This is a genomic window from Alloprevotella sp. OH1205_COT-284, from assembly GCF_003859795.1.
Lineage (GTDB): Bacteria > Bacteroidota > Bacteroidia > Bacteroidales > Bacteroidaceae > Alloprevotella.
Window position 1 is genome coordinate 74,427 of record NZ_RQYI01000003.1, and the last position, 19,423, is coordinate 93,849.

The window sequence follows — 19,423 nt, forward strand, 5'->3', positions numbered from 1 at the left end:
GAAACGAAAAGACAGAGAAAGACGGAGAAACCGATGAGGCACGAAAGAATACGGCAGAAAAAGGAAAAGCAAGTTGGTCGGTTGCCTCGAAAATCTTAAATTTGCTCTTGTATTTTTACAAAAGTTTTGAGCATGAACGCATTCCTTCAACTGGTGGCGCAGGATCTGTTGCAAAAGTATGGTCGGGATCTGAACCGATTGGTGGTGGTGTTTCCCAATAAGAGAGCAGAACTGTTTATGAACGAATATCTGCTTGACGGAGAAAGTGATATGCCGATTTGGGCACCGCGTTATACGACGATCAACAGACTCTTTCGGAGTTTCTCGCCCCTGTCGATCAACGACCCCATAGACACGGCCTGTCGTTTGTATCATCGCTATGTGGCTTTGACGGGTGACAATATCTCGTTGGATTTGTTTTATGGCTGGGCGGAGCGTCTGTTGGCCGATTTCGACGATGTGGACAAAAGCATGGCCGATGCGTCGTCGCTTTTTCAAAATCTCAACGATATTAAAAACTTGGAGGGAACGGACTTTCTGACAGAAGAACAAGTGGAGGTGTTGAAAACCTTTTTTGCCGATTTCTCTCTCGAACAGCGGAGTGAATTGCGTGAGAAGTTCAGACGCCTTTGGGAGATCTTGCTCCCCTTGTATGAAGGACTCAATGCCGAACTCTCCGCAGAGGGGCTGGCCTACGAAGGGGCTTTGTATCGCAGCGTCGTGGAAGCCTTGAAGAAAGGGGAAGTCGAGCCGGAGGAGATGACCGAACGCTATGTGTTTGTCGGCTTCAACGTGCTCGACAAGGTGGAGCGAGAGCTGTTTGCTTGGCTGAAAAAAAAGGAGAAAGCCGTATTCTATTGGGACTACGATGAATTTTATGCTCCAACGAGCGGAGAAAGTCACTTTGAAGCGGGAATGTTTTTGAAAGAAAATCTGCTCCGTTTCGGCAACGAACTGTCGGGAGAACATTTCGACAACCTCCGACACATTGAGTGCGTGGAAATGGTGGCGGCCTCCACCGAAGTGGTGCAGGCACAAAGCGTGGGGACGTGGTTGAGTGAGAATCTCACCGCCGATCCGAAACGGACGGCCGTAGTGCTTTGCAACGAAAATATTCTTCAACCTCTTTTGCACGCTTTGCCCGACAATGTGACGGAGGTGAATGTCACAAAGGGTTTTCCGCTTTCGCACACCGAGGCGGCCACCTTGGTGGAACGGCGTTTCGCCGATTTCGAACGCCGAAAGCATCCGCTTTCCATAATCGAAATGCTCGACGACCTGATTGGGCTTGTCAATGAACAGGCGCGTTTGCTCTCGGAGAGCGAAGATTTTTCGGAAGAGGGCTTTGAGCAGGTGTTGCAATCGGAAGGGTGCTACCTGATGTCGGGTTTGCTCAATCGTCTTTGGAGCATTGCCGAGAGTGGACGGCTGAATTTGAACACGGTTGTGCTGCGTCGCGTTGTGCGACAAATCATGCGCCAAACCACCATTCCCTTTCAAGGAGAACCTGCCGTGGGACTGCAAGTGATGGGAGTGTTGGAAACCCGTTGCTTGGACTTTGAAAACATTGTGATGCTTTCGGTCAATGAAGGCGTTTTGCCGCAGAAAAACAGCGACAACTCGTTCATACCCTATGTTTTGCGGAGAGCTTTCGAACTCACCACGCCCGAACGCCGAACGGCCGTCTATGCTTATTATTTCTATCGGCTCATTCAACGTGCCCGCAAACTCAGACTGCTCTACAACTCCTCGTCCGAAGGCATGGTGCAAGGCGAGATGTCGCGTTTCATGACGCAGCTCATGGTCGAGAGCAAATTGCCGATCCGACACTTGGTGCTGACTACGTGGCAGGAAACCAAAATCACCAACCCGCGACCCGTGGAGAAACCTCCTCATCTGCCGGATTTGCTCACTTCCTCCTCCAAGCATCGTCGCCACCCCGGCATTCCCTATCTGTCGCCTTCGGCTGTCAATACGTATTTGCGCTGTCAGTTGTTGTTCTACTATCAGTATGTTGCCAAATTTCGCGAGCCGACTCCCGATAAAGACGACATCCAGCCCAACACGCTCGGTACGATCTTTCACAATGCCGCCGAACAGATTTATCAAGATTTTTTGAAAGAAAAAGAGGGTTGGGTCGAACCGGGCGAATTGGCATTGCTCTCCAAAGATTCCGAACGTTTGCAGCACTACATCCGCCATGCTTTTTTGACGGCTGAGGTAGATTATCAGATTCTCGAAGCCAATGTTGTCGAGATGTATCTTCGATCTTTGTTGGAACATGACAGAAAACTCGGCACTTTTCGGATCGTGGGCACCGAGCGTTCGGCGTCGATGAGGCTCGCTTTGCCGAAATCTTCGGCAATCGACTCCGTCGAAATAGGCGGCGTGATCGACCGGATCGACATCGTGGAGCACGAAGCGGGAAAGCTCCTGCGCATCGTAGACTACAAAACGGGCGGAAAGGTGGAAAGTGCAAAAAGCATTGAAGAAGTGTTTGAAATCCGAGGCGGAAAACAAAAGCACTATATGCTGCAAACATTCATTTATTCGCAGATGATGACCGAGGCCGAAGGGTTGCCTGCGCATCCGCTCGCACCTGCACTTTTCTTTGTCAATCATGCCCGTCAGAAAGATTATTCGCCCTATATCGAGGTGGCAAAACAGCCGATACTCGATTTTGAGCATGAATTGCCGGAGTTTAAGGAAAAACTCTCTGCCTTGGTGGCAGAAATTTTCGATCCCTCCACCGACTTCACTCCCATTGAAGACGAACCGAATGTGTGTAAGACGTGTAAGTATTTTTCTTTATGTTATCAATAGCCCGAAGTTCGGAGTTTAAGCTCCTTGTTCCTTCTTTTGTCGGTGTATTTATCGAAGCCGACGTCATCAATTCGCCCACTTCTCCCGAATTGTGGCGTGAGTTGGAAGAGTGTGGTCGCGATCTGCGTGTTCGCCATACTCCCGACAGTTTGAAAATGCAATCGGCCATAGCCGCCACGCGTGCCGCCTACAAGGCTTGCGGCAAAGACCCCTCGCGCTATCGTCCCGCCGGAGAGCAATTGGCACGCCGCCTGCTGCAAGGCAAAGAGCTGTACAGCGTTGATACGTTGGTCGATTTGGGCAATCTCGTTTCGCTTGCTTTCGGCTATCCCACCGGTTTGCTCGATGCCGACAAGGTGGAGGGCAACGTGTTGCTCGGCATCGGGCGGAGCAATGAACCTTACGAAGCTATCGGACGTGGAATGCTCAATATTGAAGGGTTGCCGGTGTATCGCGATGAGAAAGGCGGCATCGCTTCTCCCACAAGCGACAGTACGCGAACGATGCTCACACAAGAAACGAAAAGATTGCTCTTCATCATCAACGGCTACGACGGCTGTCGCCAAGAGATGGAAAAAGCACTCTGCCATGCTCTCGATCTGCTGCGGCGGTATGCTCAGGGCGCAAACGAAAGAGTGGTGTGGTTTTGAGCGGAGCAGAAATTTGAGGTTGCTGCAAAACTACTCCTTTTTTTTATTTTGTCAATTCTTTTGTATCTTTGCCCTATGAAAATCTTCCCCCGCTCCCAACTTAGTTTTGCCGACCAAATCGTTTCCGATCGCAAAGTCCGCTGACCCGAAAGAAGACGATGTGAAGGGAAAGCGGAGAAAAAGAGAGAGGACTCACAAAAAAAACTCGCATCAAACATTTCGTTTAATGCGAGTTTTTTGAGCCTCTTGTCGGATTCGAACCAACGACCCCGAGATTACAAATCACGTGCTCTGGCCAACTGAGCTAAAGAGGCGGGTGGGAAAGCTGACCACATCGCGCTGCTACAACTAACTACCTTTGCTGCGATCAAGCCCTGGAGGATTCGAAAGGAGCTAGCCGTGTAGCACTTTCCCATGTGGAGAAATGTGTTGCATTTCCGAGTGCAAAGGAATGGCTTTTTTTTGAAATGACAAAATTATCGGAGGCTTTTCTGACGAGAATAATTGTAGTTGGGGATATTTTAAGAACTTTTTCTCGGAAATGGAGTCGATAAGATGGTTCAACGTGCATTTTTGAACGAAAAGAATTGTGCTCGGACGAAAAGAAAGTGTTCCTTCACCTGCTTCCGCTTCCGCCTTCGTCCCGCCTTCGATGAAACCGCCCTTTTCAGACGCTTTTCCCCCTATATTTTTGTTTTTTGCCGTTTTGCCTCCGCTAAAACGACTATTGTCTTGAATGTCAATTTCGTATGAACGAAGGCAAAGTGAAGGCAAGACGATTGTGGGATTTTTAATTTCTTGAATATCAGTTTATAACGGTGAAGGCAAAAACAAGGTTTTGCTTTCACTTGCTTCCGCCATGGCGAGTCGAAAACGGCCTGTTTTCGAGGTGGTGAAAGCAAAATTACGATACAAGGGTTTGATTTTCAGTGTGTTGTGAATGGGTTTGATATTTTGCCTTCACTTTGCCTTCGCGCATATAAATTTGATATTCAGTGTTTTAATTCGTTTTGCGAAGGCAGTGAAGGCAAAAAGTAATAACAAGGGTACGCGCGTGCGCGCGAGGGGAACGGATTTTTCGCTTCGGTGGGAGATAGATTGCCTTACCTTTGAGATGTGAAAAACTGCCTCCAAGGTAAAACTTCCCACCTTGGAGGTAGTTTCTTTTCTGTCCGATGTTTTTCGATTTCTGACAGCGGCGGAAATACTATAATTGGTGTCCGGCAAAAAGATTTCCGGTTTCGGGGGCAAAGCATTTTTCTTGTTTGAAGTTGCTCCATAGAGAAACGTGAGGAGATGCCAAGTGCTGTCAAGACGGTTCGGGGGAGGGGTTTGCGTATTGGAAAATGCCAACCCCAAGCCTGCTCCTTTTTCAAAATTTCCGGTAATGTCCGACTGCCCGATGAGCAAATTTGACATGTTTCTTGGGCATGAGGGCGGCGTCACGATAGGGGATATTGCGGTTGTCGCTGCGGCTTTTTCGTCATCGATTGTGGGATTTTGGCTCCGATGGGAAAAAGAAAGGCGTGCAAACCTTTGGAGGTCGCACGCCTTGAACGTGTTATGAGGTTCGGGCTTTTGTTTATTCGCCCTTTTCCATCATGGCTTTGAGTGCAGCGAGAGCGTCGTTGTCGCCGAGGGTGGTGGCAGCTGCTTGGTTTTGGATGGCAGCCGTTTCTTCCTTGCGAGGAGCGGCAGAGCGGCGAGGCTTCTTCTCGGCACGAGCTTCGGCGCGAGTGGCGTCTTCAAACGTGCGGCTGTGAGAGAGGATGATGCGCTTGCTGTCTTTGTTGAACTCGATGACTTTGAATTCGATTTTTTCGCCTTGAACGGCTTTCGAACCGTCTTCTTTCACGAGATGTTTGGGAGTGGCGAAGCCTTCAACACCGTATTGGAGTTGAACAACGGCACCCTTTTCGTGAAGGTCGGTGATGGTTCCTTCGTGAACGGAACCTTCGGTGAAGATAGTTTCAAATACATCCCAAGGATTTTCTTCGAGCTGCTTGTGACCGAGGCTGAGGCGACGGTTGTCCTTGTCGATTTCGAGGACTTTCACGTCGATCTGAACGCCGATTTGAGTAAACTCGCTGGGGTGTTTCACCTTCTTCGTCCAAGAGAGGTCGGAGATGTGGATGAGGCCATCAACGCCTTCTTCGAGTTCTACGAACACACCGAAGTTGGTGAAGTTGCGAACGCGTGCGCTGTGTTGAGAACCCACGGGATATTTCTCTTCGATATTTGCCCAAGGATCTTCTTTGAGTTGCTTGATGCCGAGGCTCATCTTGCGGTCGGAGCGATCAAGAGTAAGTATTACAGCTTCGATTTCGTCGCCCACTTTGAGGAAGTCCTGAGCAGAGCGGAGGTGTTGGCTCCAAGACATTTCGGAAACGTGGATAAGACCTTCGACGCCGGGAGCGATTTCTACGAATGCTCCGTAGTCGGCCATTACCACTACGCGGCCTTTAACTTTGTCGCCCACTTTGAGTTCGCTGTCGAGAGCGTCCCAAGGATGAGGAGTGAGTTGTTTGATACCGAGGGCGATGCGCTTCTTCTCTTCGTCGAAGTCGAGGATAACGACGTTGAGCTTCTGGTCGTCTTGCACGACTTCGCGAGGGTTATTGACACGTCCCCAAGATAGGTCGGTGATATGCACGAGGCCATCGACACCGCCGAGGTCGATAAACACACCGTAGTTGGTGATGTTCTTGACAGTGCCTTCGAGCACTTGACCCTTTTCGAGCTTGCTGATGATCTCTTGCTTTTGAGCTTCGAGTTCGGCTTCGATGAGGGCTTTGTGGCTGACAACGACGTTCTTGTATTCTTGGTTGATTTTAACCACTTGGAATTCCATGGTCTTACCTACAAATACGTCGTAGTCGCGAATGGGCTTCACGTCGATTTGGGAACCGGGGAGGAAAGCCTCGATGCCGAACACATCGACGATCATGCCGCCTTTGGTGCGGCATTTGATGAAACCTTTGATGATTTCCTTGTTTTCGAGGGCTTCGTTGATGCGCTCCCAAGATTTGCTGGCGCGAGCCTTCTTGTGAGAAAGAACGAGTTGTCCCTTTTTGTCTTCGAGGTTTTCGATGTAAACCTCAACGGTGTCACCAATGGCGAGTTCGGGGTTGTAGCGGAATTCGCTTACGGGAATGATACCGTCGCTCTTGGAACCGATGCGAACCACGACTTCACGCTTGGTGATGTTGGTCACAACGCCCTCGGCCACTTCGTGTTCGTGTACGTTGTTGAGGGTTTGGTCGTAAGCAGCGACAAGTTTTTCGTGGCTTTCGCCACCGGCAACAGTGCCTTTTTCAAATGCGTCCCAGTCGAAATCGGCCAAAGGAGCAACGTTTTTGAAATTCTCCATTAATGTTAGTTAGTTAATAAATAAAGTGAATAAAGAGAAACCGACGGTGTGCGGCATGAGGGTGTCCCATGGTGGAGAAAGAAGGGCTGCGCCCTTTGTCTCGCAGACGCGTCGGAACCTGTTTTCGGAGAGAAAACCGAATGAGGTCGGGTGCGAATTTACGAAGTTTTTTTGTAAAGCAATTGTTTTATCCGCTTTATTTGTAAGAAAATGAGAGATTTCCCATGTATTCGAGAGTGAGGATGACAATTTTTGTGTAAATTCGCTGCAAACTATAATCCTTTTTGATATGAAGAAAATCATTTTTAGGTTTTTAGCCTCTCTCATCTTGATGAGCGGAATGTTGTTTTCGTTGCAGGGCTGTAAAGATAAAAAAACAACTCCCAAATCTTCCGTTTCTCCCACGCCCGTTGTGACGAAAGCGGAGGCCGACAGTTCGATTTGCGGCATTGCCAATGAAGATTTCGGCATGAGCACTTTTGCCATTACCACCGAAGACGGACGCAGCGTGCAGGTGGTGCGTACTCGCAACGACGGCACGGATGGGGAGATTTACGGAGATGTTGCTCCGGGCGATAAATTTGTCATGACAACCACCGATGACGGAGAGTCTTTGGGAGTAGCCATCAATGTCACGCAGGTTGAAAGGTTTACGAAAAAATACAGAGTGCTCAACGCCCGGCTTATCCTAAATCCCGAAAATGCGCCCGATACCGTCAACGTCTTGCATCTTTCGACCGACAGCCTTGTGGCGGTGGGTAGAGAAAAGCACATCTACACTTCCTCGCAACGGAAAGACCGGGGAGAAAGAAAGGAAAAGCCGCACAGCAAACAGAGGAGTAGGGTAGTTTTGAAATAAAGATGATCACACAATCATGCCGGAGAGAGCGAAACTGATACACGTATACAAGGCTTCGGCCGGTGCGGGAAAGACCTTTACCCTTGCGGCGGAGTTTATAGCCAATCTCATCAACGACTATGAGGCGGGCGATGCGCCGCATCGTCATCAACTGGCCATTACTTTCACAAAAAAAGCCACGACCGAGATGAAGGAGCGTATCCTTCAATATCTTTATGAGCTTTCTCGCGACGGCGATTTCGACGATGGCTTTTTTCAAGCCGTTCGGTGTCGGGTGCGTCCTCATGTCACCGACCGTCAAATTCGCGAACGCGCCGGGCGTTCTTTGTTGCAGATCATTCATGGCTACGACTTTTTTCACGTAACGACCATTGACTCGTTTTTTCAATCATTGCTCACCAATCTGGCTCATGAATTGGGACTTTCGGCCGGTTTCAAAGTCGATCTCAACGATGGCGATGTGTTGGGAAAAGGAGTCGATCGCATGTTGAGGGCTTTGCGTCACGGGAGCGACGTGCTCGATTGGGTCACCGATTACATCGAAGAGCGTCATGAGGCCGACGAAAACTGGAACGTCACGAGCCCGCTCAAAAAACTCTCGCAGGAGTTGCTCAAAGAGCCTTATCTGATTTATGGCGACAGCCTGCGCAATCTGCCGCTCAACAATGTCACCGTAGGCAATTACCGAAAAACGCTCAATGTCATCAAAAAAGAGCAACAAGAACTTTTGAGCCGTCAGGCGCGTGAACTAGATGATTTTATCTGTCAAACCGCCGGCTATGCGGCCATCAGCTATGGAGAAAACCGCGGCCGACCCTTTATTGCACGCTTTGCCGAATGGACGTTCAAAGACTTCAACAAGGAGTCGCAACCTTCGGCCACGGTGAAGGATTGGGCGGAAAATCCGCAGAAGATGAAGAAGAAAGGAGATAAAGGCAACGATTTGGACGGGTGGTATGAAGAGGTGAGCCGTCGTCTTCGCCTCTTGTTGGAAACCATTCCTGCGGCTTTGCGACAAATCAATTCCTGTGATCTCAGTTTGAGGCATCTCAATCCGCTTCGGTTGCTCGATGTGATCGATCGTGAGGTGGTCGAAATCAATCGCGAGAACAATGCTTTCATGCTTGCACACACACCTTTGTTGTTTGCTAAAATGGTGACCGGCAATGAAGCCTCTTTTGTGTTTGAGCGCGCCGGAACGCAGTTTCGCCATGTCATGATCGACGAGTTTCAGGACACTTCCACCTTGCAGTGGAAAAATCTCCGCAACCTCCTTGTCGAAAACATCTCTCAGGGCAACAGTTGTATGCTTGTGGGCGATGTGAAGCAGGGCATTTATCGCTGGCGCGGCGGCGATTGGACGGCCTTGGCCGAAATCCGAACCGACGATCTGACCGAAGTGAAACATTTGGATAGCAACTTTCGGAGTGGCCGCGTGATTGTCGAGTTTAACAACCGCTTGTTTGTCGAAGCAGCAAAGGCTCTTTCTGCCGATGAGAGGGAAACAGCCGAATCTTCCACAAAAGGGGAACTCGAAATGCTGTATGCACAAGAGGAAGTGCATCAGCAATTTCGAAAGAAAGGAGGCTTTGTGCGCATTTGTGTTGCCGAGAAAAAGAGTGGTTCGGAGGAGCGTGCCGATGGTGCGGAGTTTTCGGCCGAGCGCGAACTCGGAGAACAGATTCTGCGGCTGCGCGCTGCCGGTGTACCCTATGAGGAAATGGCGATTTTGGTGAGGCGAAACTCCGAGGTGCAACGCATCCTCAAATATTTCGAGACCGACTCGGTTTTGAAAGACATCCCCCTTGTTTCCGACGAAGCATTTTTACTCTCTTCCTCGCCGGCGGTGCAGACGCTTGTTCATGCTCTGCGCTATATCGTTCGTCGTGACGATGGCATCGCGAAGGCCTATTTGCAAAAACGAATTTCCGAGGGCGGAGTGGAGGCTTTGCAGAATTTGTTTGAAGAGTGGGACGCCCGACAATTTGACAATCTTCCGTTCTACGAACTCGTGGAACGGCTTATCCGCATCTTTCGTTTGCACGAGCAAACGGGGCAGACACCTTATTTATATGCGTTCTTGGACGCCGTTTTGGTCTTCCTCGACGAAAATGTGGCCGACATCAAGCGATTTTTGGAATATTGGGACGAAACGCTGCATCGCAAAAGTATTCCCTCGACAGAGGTCGATGGCGTGCGAATGCTGACCATACACAAATCGAAAGGTCTTGCTTTTCACAGCGTCTTTTTGCCCTATTGCGAATGGGCGGTTGAGCAAGACCGAGCCGACGATCTTCTGTGGCTTCATCCCGAAGTGTCGCCTTTTGATGCCATTCCGCTGCTTCCGATCCCGATGACGGCACGAGCGGCCAACAGTATTTATGAGCAACCTTATCGTCGGGAGCATCTCAATCGCCGCATCGAAAATCTCAACCTCATGTATGTCGCTTTTACGCGTGCTCGGCAAAATCTCATCGCTTGCGCCTCCCCTCCTGCGCGCAGCGGAGGAAAAACGATGCGCGATGTGTTGAAAGAGAGCTTGTATGCTCCCGACAGCACCTTGAAGCCCGGCTACGGCGATCTCTCTTTGCTCGAAACCGACGATTGCCGCATTGTTCTCGAACTCGGAAGCCCCTCCACAGCTTATTTGCAGGAGGCAGTTCAGCCAAATTCGGACAGCGTGAAGGCGAAAGACCGAAATCCTCTCCATATTGTACCGACTGCCGAGTCGTTGAACTTCGTTGCCCGAAAGGCGCGCATTTCATTTCGCCAGTCGGCCGATGCACGGCGTTTTCGTGCATCGTTGTTTGAAGACGAAGAGGGCGAAAATACTTCTCTCTCTCCGGAAGCCGAATTTCGAGTGCGGCAGGATGAAGCGCGCCGCAAGGGAGAGTTGTTGCACCGCATGATGGAACACATCGGGCACGCCGGCGACTTGGAGCGTGTGGTGCGCGAGTTTGTTTTTGAAGGGCAAATTCTCGAACCCCGTCAGCGTGAAGAAACGATAGAAAGGCTTCGCCGCGCCATGTTGCACCCCTTGGCGGCCGAATGGTTTGACGGTTCGTGGAAACTCTATCGGGAGTGCAACATTCTCAGCCGCGACGCCACCGGTGCATATCTTTGTCAACGCCCCGACCGCGTCATGATGCGCGGTGACGAAACGGTGGTGGTCGATTTCAAATTCGGACGCTCACGTCCCGCTTATCACCGGCAAGTACGCTTATATTGCAATTTGCTTCGTCGAATGGGGCATAAACATTTGCGCGGCTATGTGTGGTATGTCTACGACGGAGAGATCGAAGAGGTGGAACTCGACTCTTGCTGAACAACTGTGCTTTCCGGTTGGAAATGCGGGCTGAAAGTGTTCGGGTGTGAATGGGAAAAATATCGAAAAGTTTCCACACAATGAAAGTTTTTTGTAACTTTGCCACAAGATAAAGCATTTCTTATCAATACTGTTATGGGCGCAGAAAAATCTCTAACGCCTCACTGTTTTTACAGCAACCACAACAACTCAATAACTCTCAATCATTATGACAATCGACGCTTGTAATTTCGCAGGCAAGAAGGCTATCGTGCGCGTAGACTTCAATGTGCCCCTCAACGAAGAAGGACAAATCACCGACGACACCCGCATTCGCGGTGCGCTCCCCACGCTTAAAAAAGTTTTGAGCGATGGCGGTTCGCTCATCATCATGAGCCACATGGGCAAACCCAAAGGCAAGGTAAATCCCAAATTCTCGTTGGGACAAATCAAAGATGCCGTGGCCACCGCTCTCGATGCTCCCGTGACTTTTGCCCCCGATTGCGCGAAAGCCGCCGAAGCTGCCGCCGCTCTCAAACCCGGCGAAGTATTGTTGCTCGAAAATCTTCGTTTCTATCCCGAAGAAGAAGGTAAGCCTGCCGGTATCGATAAGGCCGATCCTGCCTATGCCGAAGCTGCCAAAGCGGTGAAAGAAAGCCAAAAAGAATTTGCAAAGACTTTGGCTTCTTATGCTGATTTCTATGTGATGGACGCTTTCGGAACGGCACATCGCAAACACGCTTCCACGGCCGTTATTGCCGATTATTTCGATGCAGACCACAAAATGTTGGGTTACCTCATGGAAAAAGAAGTGACGGCCGTCGATAATATCCTCAACAACATCAAGCGTCCTTTCACGGCCATCATGGGCGGCTCAAAAGTTTCGACCAAGATCGGTATCATTGAAAACCTGATGGACAAGGTGGACAATCTTATTCTTTGCGGCGGCATGACCTACACCTTTGCCCGTGCTTTGGGCGGAAATGTCGGCCAATCCATTTGCGAAGAAGACAAGTTGGATCTTGCCCTCTCCATTATAGAGAAAGCCAAAGCTAAGGGTGTAAATCTGGTTTTGGGAACAGACTGCGTGGCCGGCGATGATTTCAAAAATGATTGCAACACGCAAGTGCTCCCCGTAGGCGAGATCCCCGCCGGTTGGGAAGGCCTCGATGCCGGACCCGAAAGCCGCAAGGCTTTTGCCGCAGCCATTGAAAGCGCAAAGACCATTCTTTGGAACGGCCCTGCCGGCGTGTTCGAGTTTGACAATTTCGACGGTGGATCAAGAGCCATTGCCGAAGCCATTGCCGTCGCCACCAAGAATGGTGCCTTCTCTCTCATCGGCGGTGGCGACTCCGTGGCCTGCATCAACAAGTTCGGCATGGCCGATCAAGTATCTTACATTTCTACCGGCGGCGGTGCATTGCTCGAAGCCATTGAGGGTAAAACACTCCCCGGCGTTGCAGCCATCAAGGGATAATTGAAATTTATATCATTATCAATACAAGTTATAGAGTTGGAGGGGCTTCGAGCTTTTGCAGCTCTATAACTTTTTTCTTATGAAACAATCACACTTGCGTCTTTTCCCGTTTGTCTTACTCCTCCTTTTGAGCGTTTCGATATGGGTAGGCTGTCGAAACAGTACAACCCTCGACGCCGATGGAAAGGCGGCCAATGACAGTTTGTCGTTGCGCATCGCCTGTTTGCCCACCATGGATTGCCTGCCGTTCTACTATGCTGTGGAAAGCGGACTGTGCGATTCTCTCGAACTTCCTCTTTATATTCGCACCTTTCAATCGCAGTTTGATGCCGACACGGCGTTAATGGGAAACGTGTTCGACGGAGGAGTGACGGACGTTCATCGCTATCGTCATCATCGCGAAAAGGGGCTTCTTCAACCTTGTGTGGCTTTGATCCCGACCGATGGCCGTTGGCAGCTGGTGGTGAATGGCGTGTTGCGTCTGAAAAAAACAGAGCAACTCAAAGGACGCACTTTGGCTGCTGCACGCCACAGCGTTTCGGATCGCATTTCAAGTCATCTCAAAGACAGTTTGCGGTTGGGAAGCGATGATATATATCAACCGCAAATCAACAGCTATCGTCTTCGCTATCAGATGCTCGACAACGCTCAGGTCGATGCCGCCGTTTTGCCCGAACCGTGGGGGACGCTGGCTGCGGTTTCCGGACATCGCGTGTTGTCTTCCTTCTCTTCCCGTAAGTATTCCGTGGCTTTCTATGTGAAGAAAAGCAGCCTTTCTCATGCCCGCAAGGCTCGGCAGGTTGCGCGATTGAAAGAGGTGTACAATCTGTCGGTCAAGGCCTTGAACACAGCACCCTCGTCGGCATTGGATAGCGTATTGATCAAGACTTATCGACTGCCCGAAAATGTGGTCGATACGCTCCGTCTGCCTTATTTTCAACCTGTGAAGTAAAATCTCATGATACACTCCGCCACCTATCTTGCCCTTCGCGAAGACGCGCTGCTCGCCCTAAGGGAGAAGCGTTTGCTCGATGCGCTTGCCGCAGTCGAGGGACAGCTCTCTTATATGGGTTCGTGGGCGTTCAAACAGCAACTGTTTGACATCAAGCAAGCCTATTCCATGTTGCTCACCTATCTCAAACAAGGAGCTGCCGATCCGTCGCGTTTTCAACAAAGACTGATGTTTTTGCGTCAAACTTACGAGCTCTCGGAGCGTATTCATCGGGAGTTTACGTTGCAACACAGTCATCAGCATCGTGCCGATATTTGGCGTGCGTTGGGGAGTGAAGAGGCGGAACATTTGTTGTCCGAGGCGTTGCGCGGCGGCGAGCAAGACTATCGTGTGCTGTTTGAGGCTGCTTGGGTCTCTCCGGTTTGGGGCGAGGCCGAACTCGAAGCTGCCGATGCTTTTATGGAAACGGAAGAGATCGACGACTCCTTGAAGGCCACGTTGATTTCGGGAGTGATGCTCCGCCTGATAGCATCGTTTGATGCACGGCAGGTTGAATGGTTGATGAGCATTTTGCGGCGCGATGTATCCGTCGCGCTTTATGACCGGGCATTGGTCGCTTTGGTTTTTGCCGTGATTGCACATGAGCACTTCGACGGAACAGCCCATGTGATGCTTGACGAAGCAAGAGAAAGAAAGCATTCCCCTCTCGATTTCTATCCGGACATAAGAGAAAAGCTCATGGTGCTTTCTCGGGAGGAGCGTTATCGCTCCCGAATGCTTGTTTTGCAGAAAGTTTTGCTCTCGGCACTCGAAGCCCCCCGCTATGCCAAGCGCATGGAGGAAGAAATCGTACCCGAACTTCTCAAACATACGGCTGATTTCCCGAAGATCAATGGAGCGGATGTCGAAGAAATAGAACGTGTGTTGCGGGAAAGTCCCGGTTTGCAGGCAGCGCAGCAGGCATTGTTGGATCGATTGTCGGATTTTTTGGAAATGCAGCAGCGAGGGGTTGATGCCACATTCTCGTCCTTTCGGCATGTCGTGCGAAGGCTTCCTTTTTTTAATGTGGCGGCCAATTGGTTTTGTCCGTTTTCTCTTTCGCATCCGGAAGTGGCGAAGACGCATGTCAAACGCCGTTCGTGGGAAAATGCGCTGAAAAACAAACTTTGCGATACCGATCGCTTTGCTTTGTTGAAGTTTATCGATATGGCAGGCAAAGCTTCCACTGAACAGGAACAAACTGCGAGCCACGACTTTATCGATGCTCAAAGCACCCCGGCGGTGAGTTTTGAAGTGGTAGACGAAGAGGGTAATCCGAAGGCCGGGGAGGCCGACGAATTGCGTGCTTATATTCACGATTGCTATCGTTTTTTCAAACTCTTTGCGTATCGCAACGAGCAGGAAGATCCGTTTGGAAGAAATATTTTTTTGCTCGATTACGATGTCTTTTCGAGCATCTTTTCAGACGGAAAGAACTTGTTGGATTTGGCCGGTTTCTGTTTCCGCCTGAACCATTATGAACGCGTCGAGCAACTGATGCGACACATTCCCGACAATGCTTTGAGCCTCGCTCTTCAAGCCTATAATTATGAAATGCAGGAGAAAGAAGAGGAGGCCGTTTCGGCTTATGAGAAATTGCTTTTGCTCAACGATGATGAGAAAAATGTTCGTCGTTTTGCCGATTGTCTGTGGAAGTTCAAACGCTATGAAGACGCGCTGATCCACCTCATACGCCTCGAAATGGAGCATCCCGACGAGATCGACTTGCTGTTGCGAGTGGGAGAATGTTTCTTGTTGGTGGAGCTGTATGCCGATGCCGTCGAACGCTTTCGAAAGGTCATCTACCTTTCCCAAAATCATCCTCAGGCGGTGCGCCAATTGGCTTGGTGCTTGATGATGCAGAGTGACTTTGCCGCATCAATGGCGGAGTATGATAAATTGTTGTCGTCCGCTCCTGCCGACATCGATTTCTTCAATGCAGCCCATAATTCATGGCTTTCGGGCGATGTGCCCACGGCAACGGCTTTGTATCGGGAGTATCTTGAAAAAAAGAAAACGGATTTTGCTCCCAAAGAGCTTTTTGAGGATTGCAAACCCTACTTGTTGCGTCTGGGATTGTCGGAAGAAGACTTTCCCATGATGATCGACTTGTTGAATTGTGGTTTGTGAGCGTTTGCGCTCTGTCGAAAGGCAGAACGCCCCTGATGATTTGAAAAGGAAACATCGCTATCGCCCTTTTCTTCTGTCGTTCGATTTTGTGCCAGATCGGATAGTCCGACGCGACTGCCTCCGAATGGGGAAAGACCACTTTGGGGAGAGGGACATTTTCATCGACAAAATCGAAAGGTTGCATCCTTGAAAAGAGAACCCGATAGGAAGTTGTGAAATTTAGGTCACTGATAGATTTTTCTACTCGTTACTTTGTTTTTTCTACTCCTTGGGTAAGATGCGTTCCGACGCATTAAAAATATATGGGGACAAACCGAAGAGAAGGTGAGGCAATGTTGAGCGAAAAAAAGCAACTTTCGGCTTCCTACCGGGAGTTTTTCTTCTTTTTATCTACATTGTCTACATTCTCGGTGTTAATCCGTAGATATACAGACTGTTGCGAATGTATACAATGCGGAAGAAAAACTACATTCGTCGTCGCAACCTACACCTTGTTTCGAGAAGGCATGCAGATGCCCGAAACCGTCCGTGTAGGCAGTGTAGGTTTTCGGAAAATCTGTCTACATTCTTTTTAATCTGTTTGTCAGTGACTTAACTTCTTGCAATGTATGTTGAAAACCATTTGTATACACTCGCATCTTGTTGAATTTCAGTGATATGAAAGGCGTAGTGTAGGTTTTCGGGATTTTATGAAAAGAACATTGCAGGAAACCCGCACAACGAGCTGCCCCTCCCCCTAACCGGTATAATTCAACCCCTTGAAATAAAGTCATAAAAAAGAGAAGAAATTTATACCGTTCTTCGGGGATTATTGTGCCCCATTCTCACCGATAAGGGGAAAATGGGGCCACTAAAATCCTTTTAGAGCTAACAATGTCAAATTCACGGAATTTTCCAAGTAAAATTGTCCAATCCGAGAAAAATACGGATTGGACAATTTTATAAGAGGCTTTTGCAGAGATCTCTGATAAATTCGCAGCTCACCTTCAAATACATTTCTTACGTTTCTCTCTTCTTTTTTTTAGAAAAAAGTTGGCACTATAAAAAATAAGTCGTAATTTGCGCTCGGTTTGCAAAATACAGTTTCACTTTCAGACCATTCAATGCTATCTTAAACACCCTCATGCCCTCTTGCTTACGCATAAGATGAAGCGCATGGCAGAGAGGAAAACTCTTAAATCTTTACCCACATGAAAGTTTACAATTCCCACGACATCAAAAACATTGCCCTCTTGGGCAATGACGGCTCCGGTAAGACCACCCTCACCGAATGCCTCCTTTATCACGCCGGCTCCCTAAAACGCCGTGGACGTATCACGCAGAAAAATACCGTTTCCGACTATTTCCCCGTAGAGCAGGAATATGGTTATTCGGTGTTCTCCACGGCTTTTCACGTTGAATGGAAGGGCAAGAAGCTCAATATCATCGACTGCCCCGGTTCGGACGACTTCGTAGGGGCTGCCATGACGGCTCTCAACGTGACCGACACGGCAATCTTGCTCATCAATGGTGCTTTCGGCCCCGAAGTGGGTACTCAAAACCACTTCCGCTACACCGAAAAACTCAACAAACCCGTCGTATTTCTCGTCAATCAGTTGGACAGTGAAAGTTGCGACTATCCTTCCATACTCGACGAGCTGCAAAACATTTATGGTTCGAAGGTCGTACCCGTGCAATATCCCATTGAAACCGGACCCGGCTTCAATGCCTTGATCGACGTGATATTAATGAAAAAACTCTCGTGGTCGGCCGAAGGAGGAGAACCGGTCATCGAAGACATTCCGAGCGAAGAATACGACAAAGCTCTCGAAATGCACAAGACGCTTGTGGAGGCTGCGGCCGAAAACGACGAGAAGTTGATGGAAAAGTTCTTTGAAACGGAACATCTCTCCGAAGACGAAATGCGCGAAGGTATCCGTAAGGGCATGGTGACACGCAGCATTTTTCCCGTATTTTGCGTTTGCGCCGGTCGCGATATGGGCGTGGGTCGATTGATGGAATTTTTGGGCAACATCGTGCCTTTCGTAGACGAAATGCCCAAAGTACACAACACAAGAGGAGAAGAGGTTGCTCCCGACGAAAAAGGTGCAACGAGTGTTTACTTCTTCAAAACCGGCGTGGAACCACACATCGGGGAAGTGCAATATTTCAAAGTGATGAGCGGCATCTTACGCGAAGGTGACGAACTCACCAATGCCGACCGCGGCTCGAAAGAACGCATGACGCAACTCTTTGTGTGCTCGGGTGCGAATCGCGAAAAAGTGGAACAGCTCTCCGCCGGCGACATTGGCTGCACTGTGAAACTCAAAGATGTCCGCACCGGCAACACACTCAATGGTAAAGATTGCGACAATCGCTTCAACTTCATCAAATATCCCTATCCCAAATACACGCGTGCCATTCGTGCCGTCAATGAAGCGGAAACCGAAAAAATGATGGTGGCTCTCAACCGCATGCGACAGGAAGACCCGACTTGGGAAGTGGAACAAAGCAAAGAATTGCGCCAAATCCTCGTACACGGACAAGGAGAGTTTCATCTCCGCACCTTGAAGTGGTGTTTGGAAAACATCGACAAGATACAAGTGGAGTTTTACGAACAGCGCATCCCCTATCGCGAAACCATCACCAAGGCTGCCCGCGCCGACTATCGCCACAAGAAACAGTCGGGCGGTGCCGGACAGTTTGGAGAGGTACACCTTATCGTCGAACCCTACTATGAAGGCATGCCCGATCCGACGAGTTTCACGTTCGGCGGACAGGAATACCGCATCACTCCTCGCGGCAAAGAGGAAGTCACGCTCGAATGGGGCGGAAAGCTCGTGTTCATCAACAGCGTGGTGGGCGGGGCTATCGACACACGCTTCATGCCGGCCATTTTGAAAGGCGTGATGAGCCGCATGGAACAAGGGCCGCTTACCGAATCGTATGCTCGCGACGTGCGCGTAATCGTCTACGACGGAAAGATGCACACCGTCGATTCCAACGAAATCTCTTTCATGCTTGCCGGACGCAATGCCTTCTCTGCCGCATTCCGCGAAGCCGCTCCGAAACTGCTCGAACCGATCTACGATGTTGAGGTCTTTGTGCCGGCCGACAAAATGGGCGATGTCATGAGCGACCTTCAAGGCCGCCGAGGCATGATTATCGGTATGAGCAGCGAAAACGGTTATGAAAAGCTGCAAGCCAAAGTGCCGCTCAAAGAAATGAGCTCTTATTCCACCGCTCTTTCGAGCCTTACCGGCGGACGCGCCAGCTTCATCATGAAGTTTGCCAGCTATGAACTCGTACCTACCGATATTCAAGCCAAACTCGTGGCCGAACTCGGACAGAAAGAAGAGGAGTAAGTTCAAAGGACTTTCTTCTTAATCATGATCAACTCTCGCAAATGTTCCGTCGGAACACTTGCGAGAGTTTTATCTATCCTATTCCTCCACCATTTCTTTCAACATTTCCGCGGATCTTCCGCTGCCCCCTTCTTTTCGGTGTTGATTGAGGGGGATTGTTGTTTAGGGGATGTCGCGTTGGAGCGTTGTGGAAAGAGGAAGATATGAGAAGCTATGTTTTTCTGTACGATATGTTTTTGTTGTCGGATGAAAAAAAACTTTTGTTTTTGTTTGGAGATGAAAGAAAAAGTGCTTACCTTTGCATCGCAATTCAGAAATGAAAGCAAGGGGCGCTTAGCTCAGCTGGTTCAGAGCGTCTGCCTTACAAGCAGAGGGTCGGCGGTTCGAATCCGTCAGCGCCCACAATCCCTTCCAAAACGCATCGATTGAAGTCGATGCGTTTTTTTTTGTTTATATCGGTAAGTGTGATGTTGTC

The 19,423-nt window shown here is 49.6% G+C and carries 10 protein-coding genes and 2 tRNA genes; 9 read left to right on the forward strand and 3 right to left on the reverse strand.

Going from position 1 to position 19,423, the window contains the following annotated elements; translation table 11 throughout:
• Positions 1 to 132 precede the first annotated feature (132 nt).
• Both EII14_RS01835 and EII14_RS01840 read left to right on the forward strand, forming a co-directional pair.
• On the forward strand, positions 133 to 2,823 hold the full coding sequence (locus EII14_RS01835) for a PD-(D/E)XK nuclease family protein (RefSeq protein ID WP_124930865.1): 2,691 nt from the start codon (positions 133 to 135) through the stop codon (positions 2,821 to 2,823).
• Positions 2,811 to 3,473 (forward strand): B3/4 domain-containing protein, encoded by a 663-nt coding sequence (locus tag EII14_RS01840; RefSeq protein WP_124930866.1) that lies wholly within the window; start codon positions 2,811 to 2,813, stop codon positions 3,471 to 3,473. The genes EII14_RS01835 and EII14_RS01840 overlap by 13 nt, the downstream gene beginning before the upstream one ends.
• Positions 3,474 to 3,713: 240 nt before the next feature.
• Here the strand turns inward: EII14_RS01840 and EII14_RS01845 are convergent.
• The 3 genes from EII14_RS01845 to rpsA form a co-directional block, all read right to left on the reverse strand.
• A tRNA-Thr gene (locus EII14_RS01845) sits at positions 3,714 to 3,787 on the reverse strand.
• Between the two features lie 79 nt (positions 3,788 to 3,866).
• Positions 3,867 to 4,247 (reverse strand): hypothetical protein, encoded by a 381-nt coding sequence (locus tag EII14_RS01850; protein ID WP_124930867.1) that lies wholly within the window; start codon positions 4,245 to 4,247, stop codon positions 3,867 to 3,869.
• An 808-nt stretch (positions 4,248 to 5,055) separates the two neighbouring features.
• The gene (rpsA, locus tag EII14_RS01855; RefSeq protein WP_124930868.1) at positions 5,056 to 6,843 is read right to left on the reverse strand and encodes a 30S ribosomal protein S1; all 1,788 of its coding nucleotides are present in this window, start codon (positions 6,841 to 6,843) and stop codon (positions 5,056 to 5,058) included.
• A gap of 289 nt (positions 6,844 to 7,132) precedes the next feature.
• On the opposite strand from rpsA, the gene EII14_RS01860 reads away from it, so the two are divergent.
• The 7 genes from EII14_RS01860 (at position 7,133) to EII14_RS01890 (ending at position 19,350) form a co-directional block, all read left to right on the forward strand.
• On the forward strand, positions 7,133 to 7,702 hold the full coding sequence (locus EII14_RS01860; RefSeq protein WP_124930869.1) for a hypothetical protein: 570 nt from the start codon (positions 7,133 to 7,135) through the stop codon (positions 7,700 to 7,702).
• A 16-nt stretch (positions 7,703 to 7,718) separates the two neighbouring features.
• The gene (locus tag EII14_RS01865; RefSeq protein ID WP_124930870.1) at positions 7,719 to 11,027 is read left to right on the forward strand and encodes an exodeoxyribonuclease V subunit beta; all 3,309 of its coding nucleotides are present in this window, start codon (positions 7,719 to 7,721) and stop codon (positions 11,025 to 11,027) included.
• A 208-nt stretch (positions 11,028 to 11,235) separates the two neighbouring features.
• Positions 11,236 to 12,483: a phosphoglycerate kinase gene (pgk, locus tag EII14_RS01870; protein WP_124930871.1), complete on the forward strand. Its 1,248-nt coding sequence runs from the start codon at positions 11,236 to 11,238 to the stop codon at positions 12,481 to 12,483.
• Positions 12,484 to 12,562: 79 nt separating this feature from the next.
• A complete protein-coding gene (locus EII14_RS01875) occupies positions 12,563 to 13,435 on the forward strand; it encodes an ABC transporter substrate-binding protein (RefSeq protein ID WP_124930872.1) in 873 nt (290 codons plus the stop codon).
• Positions 13,436 to 13,441: 6 nt separating this feature from the next.
• Positions 13,442 to 15,604, forward strand: coding sequence for a lipopolysaccharide assembly protein LapB (locus EII14_RS01880; RefSeq protein WP_124930873.1), 2,163 nt, complete (start codon positions 13,442 to 13,444; stop codon positions 15,602 to 15,604).
• A 1,190-nt stretch (positions 15,605 to 16,794) separates the two neighbouring features.
• Positions 16,795 to 18,948, forward strand: a complete 2,154-nt coding sequence (locus EII14_RS01885) for a translation factor GTPase family protein (RefSeq protein ID WP_124930874.1) — start codon at positions 16,795 to 16,797, stop codon at positions 18,946 to 18,948.
• A gap of 327 nt (positions 18,949 to 19,275) precedes the next feature.
• Positions 19,276 to 19,350, forward strand: a tRNA-Val gene (locus tag EII14_RS01890).
• Positions 19,351 to 19,423 lie beyond the last annotated feature (73 nt).

Bases quoted from the DNA above. Each gene is read 5' to 3' on its own strand.
- EII14_RS01835 (WP_124930865.1), top strand. From the start codon at position 133: ATGAACGCATTCCTTCAACTGGTGGCGCAGGATCTGTTGCAAAAGTAT.
- EII14_RS01840 (WP_124930866.1), top strand. From the start codon at position 2,811: ATGTTATCAATAGCCCGAAGTTCGGAGTTTAAGCTCCTTGTTCCTTCT.
- EII14_RS01880 (WP_124930873.1), top strand. From the start codon at position 13,442: ATGATACACTCCGCCACCTATCTTGCCCTTCGCGAAGACGCGCTGCTC.
- EII14_RS01885 (WP_124930874.1), top strand. From the start codon at position 16,795: ATGAAAGTTTACAATTCCCACGACATCAAAAACATTGCCCTCTTGGGC.
- EII14_RS01865 (WP_124930870.1), top strand. From the start codon at position 7,719: ATGCCGGAGAGAGCGAAACTGATACACGTATACAAGGCTTCGGCCGGT.
- rpsA (WP_124930868.1), bottom strand. From the start codon at position 6,843: ATGGAGAATTTCAAAAACGTTGCTCCTTTGGCCGATTTCGACTGGGAC.
- EII14_RS01860 (WP_124930869.1), top strand. From the start codon at position 7,133: ATGAAGAAAATCATTTTTAGGTTTTTAGCCTCTCTCATCTTGATGAGC.
- pgk (WP_124930871.1), top strand. From the start codon at position 11,236: ATGACAATCGACGCTTGTAATTTCGCAGGCAAGAAGGCTATCGTGCGC.
- EII14_RS01875 (WP_124930872.1), top strand. From the start codon at position 12,563: ATGAAACAATCACACTTGCGTCTTTTCCCGTTTGTCTTACTCCTCCTT.